Annotated in this window: 4 protein-coding genes and 1 pseudogene; 2 read left to right on the top strand and 3 right to left on the bottom strand. The window is 70.2% G+C overall.

What is annotated here, in order from left to right; all coding sequences use genetic code 11:
* Positions 1-500: sensor histidine kinase KdpD (locus tag C3488_RS39130; protein ID WP_146068027.1), on the top strand; the 500-nt coding region annotated here is incomplete at its 5' end.
* A 4-nt stretch (positions 501-504) separates the two neighbouring features.
* On the opposite strand, the gene C3488_RS39125 is transcribed toward C3488_RS39130, so the two are convergent.
* Positions 505-1,473: a TAXI family TRAP transporter solute-binding subunit gene (locus C3488_RS39125; RefSeq protein ID WP_258053921.1), complete on the bottom strand. Its 969-nt coding sequence runs from the start codon at positions 1,471-1,473 to the stop codon at positions 505-507.
* Positions 1,474-1,860: 387 nt separating this feature from the next.
* A complete protein-coding gene (locus C3488_RS39120) occupies positions 1,861-2,952 on the bottom strand; it encodes an epoxide hydrolase family protein (protein WP_103845570.1) in 1,092 nt (363 codons plus the stop codon).
* A 100-nt stretch (positions 2,953-3,052) separates the two neighbouring features.
* Between C3488_RS39120 and C3488_RS39115 the strand changes: the two genes are divergently transcribed.
* A complete protein-coding gene (locus tag C3488_RS39115; protein ID WP_103845569.1) occupies positions 3,053-3,553 on the top strand; it encodes a MarR family winged helix-turn-helix transcriptional regulator in 501 nt (166 codons plus the stop codon).
* A gap of 191 nt (positions 3,554-3,744) precedes the next feature.
* Here the strand turns inward: C3488_RS39115 and C3488_RS39110 are convergent.
* Positions 3,745-4,991: pseudogene (locus tag C3488_RS39110) on the bottom strand (ThuA domain-containing protein).
* Positions 4,992-5,136 lie beyond the last annotated feature (145 nt).

Below are 5,136 nucleotides of genomic sequence, written 5' to 3'. Positions count from 1 at the left end.
TCGACGGTCTGCTCGCCCTGGCACGGGTCGAGTCGGGTACGGCGCAACTGGCCGACCAGGACGTCTCCAGGGCGGTACGGGAACGGACGGCGGCCTGGGAGCCGGTCTTCCGCGACGCCGGTCTCGAGCTGACCGCCACCGCCGCCCCGGACGGCCTCGCCGCGCGGGCGCTGCCCGACGCGGTGGGAAGGTTCCTGGACGCCGTCCTCGACAACGCCACCAAGTTCCTGCCTCCCGGCTGCCGTGTGGAGGTGCGGGCCGCACCGCGGGGTGACGAGGTGAGCGTCCGCGTCTGCGACGACGGCCCGGGGGTGAGCGAGGAGCAACTGCCCCTGCTGCTGCGGCGGTTCGCCCGCGCTTCAGAACACCAGAACGTCCCCGGCAGCGGCCTGGGCCTGGCCATCGCCGACGAGATCGCCCGGCTCAGCGGCGGCCGGCTCAACGCCGTCCGGAACCTGCCGCACGGCCTGGTCCTGGAACTGACGCTCCCGGCCTTGTGACCGCTCAGCCGTACACCGAGCGGTAGTAGGCGACCGCTCCCGGATGCAGCGGCACCTCACCCGTGGAGATCGCGAACCGGGGCTCCAGCCGCGCCCCCGCCGTCACCTCGCGCAACAGCACCCGCCACTGGTCGAACACCACATGCAGCACCTCCCGCGCCGCGGCCTCCGGCACGTCCGCGCGCACCATCAGGTAGTTGCCGACGCCGATGGTGCCCATCGGCTCCTTCAGCCCGTACGCCCCGGCCGGGAGCGTCACCGCCGTGTACACCGGTCCGTACCGCTCACGCAGGTCGCTCACCTGCCCGTCGAGCGGCAGGAACCGCAGCGGCAACTCCCCGGCCAGCGCCGACAGCGCGCGCGTGGGCACGCCGCCGGACCAGATCAGCGCGCCGACCGTGCCCGCGCGCAGCGACGTCACCGACTCCGCGAGCCCCAGCTGCCGCTCCCGTACCGACCGCCGTCCGGTCAGCCCGGCCGCCTGCAGAAGCCGACTCGCCACCACCTGCGCTCCCGAGCCCGGAGCACCGACGGCGACCGGCCTTCCGGCGAGATCCTGAACGGTGCGTACCGGGCTGTCCGCCGGCACCACCAGATGCGTGTAGTTCACGTAGATGCGGGCCAGCGCTGTGACCGCGGCCGGGTGGGAGAACGGCGGCCGGCCCCGCACGGCGTCCTGCGCGCTGTCCGCCATGGCCAGGGCGAGCTCCGCCGAGCCGTCGTCCAGCCTGCGCAGGTTGTCCACGCTCGCCGCCGTACTCACAGGAGCGATGCGCAGCCGGCCCGCGCTCTCGGCGACCGCCGCCGCCAAGGCCCTTCCGAAGGCGTTGTACGGTCCGCCCTGCGGCCCGGTCGCGAACCGCAGCCGCCGCACCGGCTGCGAGCTGCGGGAGCAACCGGCCAGGACAGCGGCCCCGCCTGCGCGGCATGCGGCCCTCAGCAGCCGTCGGCGGCTCGTCCCTGCCTCGGTCACGGCGGAAGCGTATCCGCATCTGCGAGCGCCGCGCAGTGGGGAAACCTGGTCGTTCGGAGAGGTTCTCCGCCCGCGAGAGTGTCCGCACCAGCCAGTGGACCAAGAGGCCCGTCTCGGCTGGAGACTGATCACCGGGTTCGCCGCTCTCGGCGCCGCTTCTGACGCCCGAATCCGCGAAGACCGTCTCGCAGGTTGATGAGGTCGAGGACTCCGGCGATCCCTCGGCCGACCCATCGCAGCAGACGGGGCGCGGAACTGGTCAGGTCATCGACGGTGTCCCCCCAGCGGCTTCTCGCAGCGGACCGCCGGGATCGGCGATGCTGCGGACACCGACGCGGAGGGGGCCATGGCGCCGGCCCGACGTAGAGGATTCACAGCCGAACAACCTCAGTGGTCGTGTTTGACGCGGGTGAGGAAGAACTCCCGGATGTCCTCGGCGAGCAGCTCGGGCACTTCCATCGCGGCGAAGTGGTCGCCGCGGTCGAACTCCGACCAGTGCCTGATGTCGTACAGCCGCTCGGCCAGCGGTCGCACCGACTGGGTGATGTCGTGCGCGAACACCGCGACGCCGAGCGGCACCGGGCACGGCTCGGTCCGCCGCGGCGCCTCGCGGTGCAGCCGCGCCGAGGAAGCGGCGGTGGCGGTCAGCCAGTACAGCGAGATGTCGGTGAGCATCCGCTCGTCGCTGACCGGCGTCTCGGGGTCGGTCCACTGTGCGAAGCGCTCGGCGATCCAGGCCAGCTGGCCGACCGGCGAGTCGGTCAGTGCGTAGCCGACGGTCTGGGGGGTGGTGGCCTGCAGGGCTTGGTACGGCGGGCGACTGGCCATCAGCCGGCGGACCTTGTCCAGCCGGGCCTCATCCGTTTCGGACAGTTCGATGTCGGCATCCGGGTCCGGCCGGGTCGGCAGGTAGTTGACGTGGACACCGACGACCTGCTCGGATGCCACCGCGCCGAGCGCCATGGAGATACCGGAGCCGAAGTCGCCGCCCTGCGCGCCGTAGCGCTCGTACCCGAGGCGGCGCATCAGCTCGGCCCAGGCCCGCGCCACGTGGACGATGTCCCAGCCGCGCTCGTGCGTCGGCCCCGAGAAGCCGTAACCCGGGATGGACGGGATCACGAGGTGGAAGTCGCGCGACAGTGGCTCGATCACGTCGAGAAACTCCAGGAACGAGCCGGGCCAGCCGTGGGTGAGGATCAGCGCGAGCGCGTCCGGCTTCGCGGACCGGACGTGGACGAAGTGGATGTTCTGGCCGTCGATCTCCGTGGTGAAGTGCGGAAGTTCGTTGAGTTCGGCCTCATGTGCACGCCAGTCGTAGCCGGTGCGCCAGTACTCGGCAAGCTCCTTCAGTCGCGCCAGCGGGAAGCCGTAGTCCCACCCGGCGCCGTCGACCTCGTTGGGCCAACGGGTGCGGGAGAGGCGGTAGGTCAGGTCGTCGAGGTCGGCCTGGGGGATGTCGATGCGGAACGGCTTGATCATGGTCTTCGCTCCAGGGGAGTTCGTTAGCCCGATAAACGTTCGTAGCGCTAACGAAATTAGACTGTTAGTGGCACTAACGCAAGAGGTGTAGGATTTCCGCATGAGCCCGTCCCCCGAAGCCACCCCGGCCCGGCTGCGCGCCATCCCCAGCCGCCTGCTCGCCGGGGCCGCGGTCGTCGCCGACCGGCTCGTCAGCGAGCGCCTGGCCGTGGAAGGCGCTCACAAGTGGCACTTCGCCGTGCTGGTGGCGCTGGCCGAAGCCGGCGCCGCCAGCCAGGCCGAACTCAGCCGCCGCACAGGCATCTACCGCAGCGACATGGTCGCCGTCCTCAACGAGCTTGCCGATGCTGATTCCGTCCGCCGCGAACCCGACCCCGCCGACCGTCGCCGCAACATCATCACCCTCACCCCAACCGGACGCCGCCGCCTGGAACGCCTCGATACGCTCATCGCCGACGCCCAGCGGGAACTCCTCGCCCCCCTCAGCCCCGGACAGCAGGACGAACTCATCTCTCTGCTCACCGCCCTGACGGAGCACCACCGCCCCGCGCACCCCCGCCCGCACGACGTGCCTTCCGGCCGGCCGTCTTCCCGGAGTTGATCGGCAGCCTGCGGCCGGGCTGTGGGCGGCCTGTATGCACACCGGTGCCTGAAGCGGGTGGCCGGGACCTCGCTCCCACGAGCTTCCACGGACTTCGAGGTCTTCGGGCGTACAGGGGCGTGGCCTCGCGACTGACGGCCGACTGTGCCCCCAGGGCCCGGCAAGCCCGTCGACTCGCCGGGCCTCCGTGTTCAGGAGGGCAGGATCCAGCTCTGGTTGGCCGCCCCTGTGCACGACCAGATCTGCAGGCGGGTGCCGTTGGCCGAACTGGGCCCGGTCGCGTCGAGGCACTTGCCGGACTGCGGATTGACCAGGGAGCCGTCGGCGCCGGGCTGCCAGACCTGTGAGCCGTCCCATTGCAGTCGTACAGCTGCACCTTGGTGCCGTTGGCGGTGCCGGCCGAGGTCACGTCCATGCACTTGCCGAGCGCGCTGAGCGTACGGGCGCTGCCCACGCTCCAGTTCTGCGCGTTGGTGCCGTTGCAGTCGTAGAGCTGTATCGCCGTGCCGTTGGCGGTGTTCCCGCCCGCGACGTCCACGCACTTGCCGCCGTATCCGTGGATGGGGCCCGTCGCGTTCGAGGGCGGCGGGGTCACCGGACCGGACTGCCCCGCCGCCCACTTGATCTCCTGCAGGAGCAGCCGGTTCTGCTGGGCGCTCGCGAACGTCGACGACAGGGTGGTGTCGGTCGCGTAGTCCATCGCGTTGTGGCCGAAGTTGTTGTAGACCATCCGGTAATTGCGGTGGGACCACACGATCGGGTAGTAGCCGCTGTACCACGTCTGGTTCGGGTCGGTCCCGACGGGGAAGGTGGACGGGGCCAGTGAGGCCAGGATGTCGATGTCCGGGTTCTGTCGAAGGTCGTTCTGCCAGCTGTACCACTCGCTGACCGAGGATGTGATGGTGGCGGGCAGGCCCGCGGTCGCCGGGTGGCCGGGATCGTCGATCTGCAGCGTCTCGGAGGTCGGCCCCCAGGAGTTGCTCAGGAACGTTCCGGTGCCGAGGAACGTGTTGTGGTACCAGGGCCAGTCGCTCGTGTTGTCGTTGTACGCCGAGACGTGGAAGCCGATGAAGCCGCCGCCGCCCGCCACGTACGTCTGGAAGGCGGACTGCTGCGCCGCGGTGTGCGGGTGGTCGTCGAGGAACATGACGACCTGGTAGTTCGCCAGGTTCGCCGCGTTGAGCCGACTCCAGTCGGTGGTCGCGGTGTAGGAGAAACCGTCCTGTGCGCCTGCTTGCGGGAACCAGGCGTTGGCCTCGTGGTCGAAGCTGATGTGCGCCGCGTCGTAGGTGCCGTCGTAGAAGGCGATCACGTTGAAGGACGCGGCGGCATGGGCGTTGTTCGCGGGTCCGGCCTGGACGCCGAGGAGTACGGCGAACAGGGCGAGCAGTCTCAACAGAGCGCGGAAGTCGGGAACTTGCGTGCGGGAGGGCGTCATGCGGGGACCTTCCTCGTGCGCGACCGTGGGGAGCCGTGCTGTGGTGTGCCGCAGTGCAAGATTCTGTGAGCGTATATGTCAATTTTGGTCTAGGCCAAGTCTGCGTCACCCACCGACATTCAGCGCCCTCCGGTACGGCCTCTGC

It is taken from the genome of Streptomyces sp. Ru72, from assembly GCF_002920635.1.
Lineage (GTDB): Bacteria > Actinomycetota > Actinomycetes > Streptomycetales > Streptomycetaceae > Streptomyces.
This window is presented reverse-complemented; position numbering and strand designations above follow the sequence as displayed.

What these genes read in the sequence shown, in the direction of transcription:
- C3488_RS39120 (WP_103845570.1), bottom strand. Translation starts at nt 2,952, where the DNA reads ATGATCAAGCCGTTCCGCATCGACATCCCCCAGGCCGACCTCGACGAC.
- C3488_RS39115 (WP_103845569.1), top strand. Translation starts at nt 3,053, where the DNA reads ATGAGCCCGTCCCCCGAAGCCACCCCGGCCCGGCTGCGCGCCATCCCC.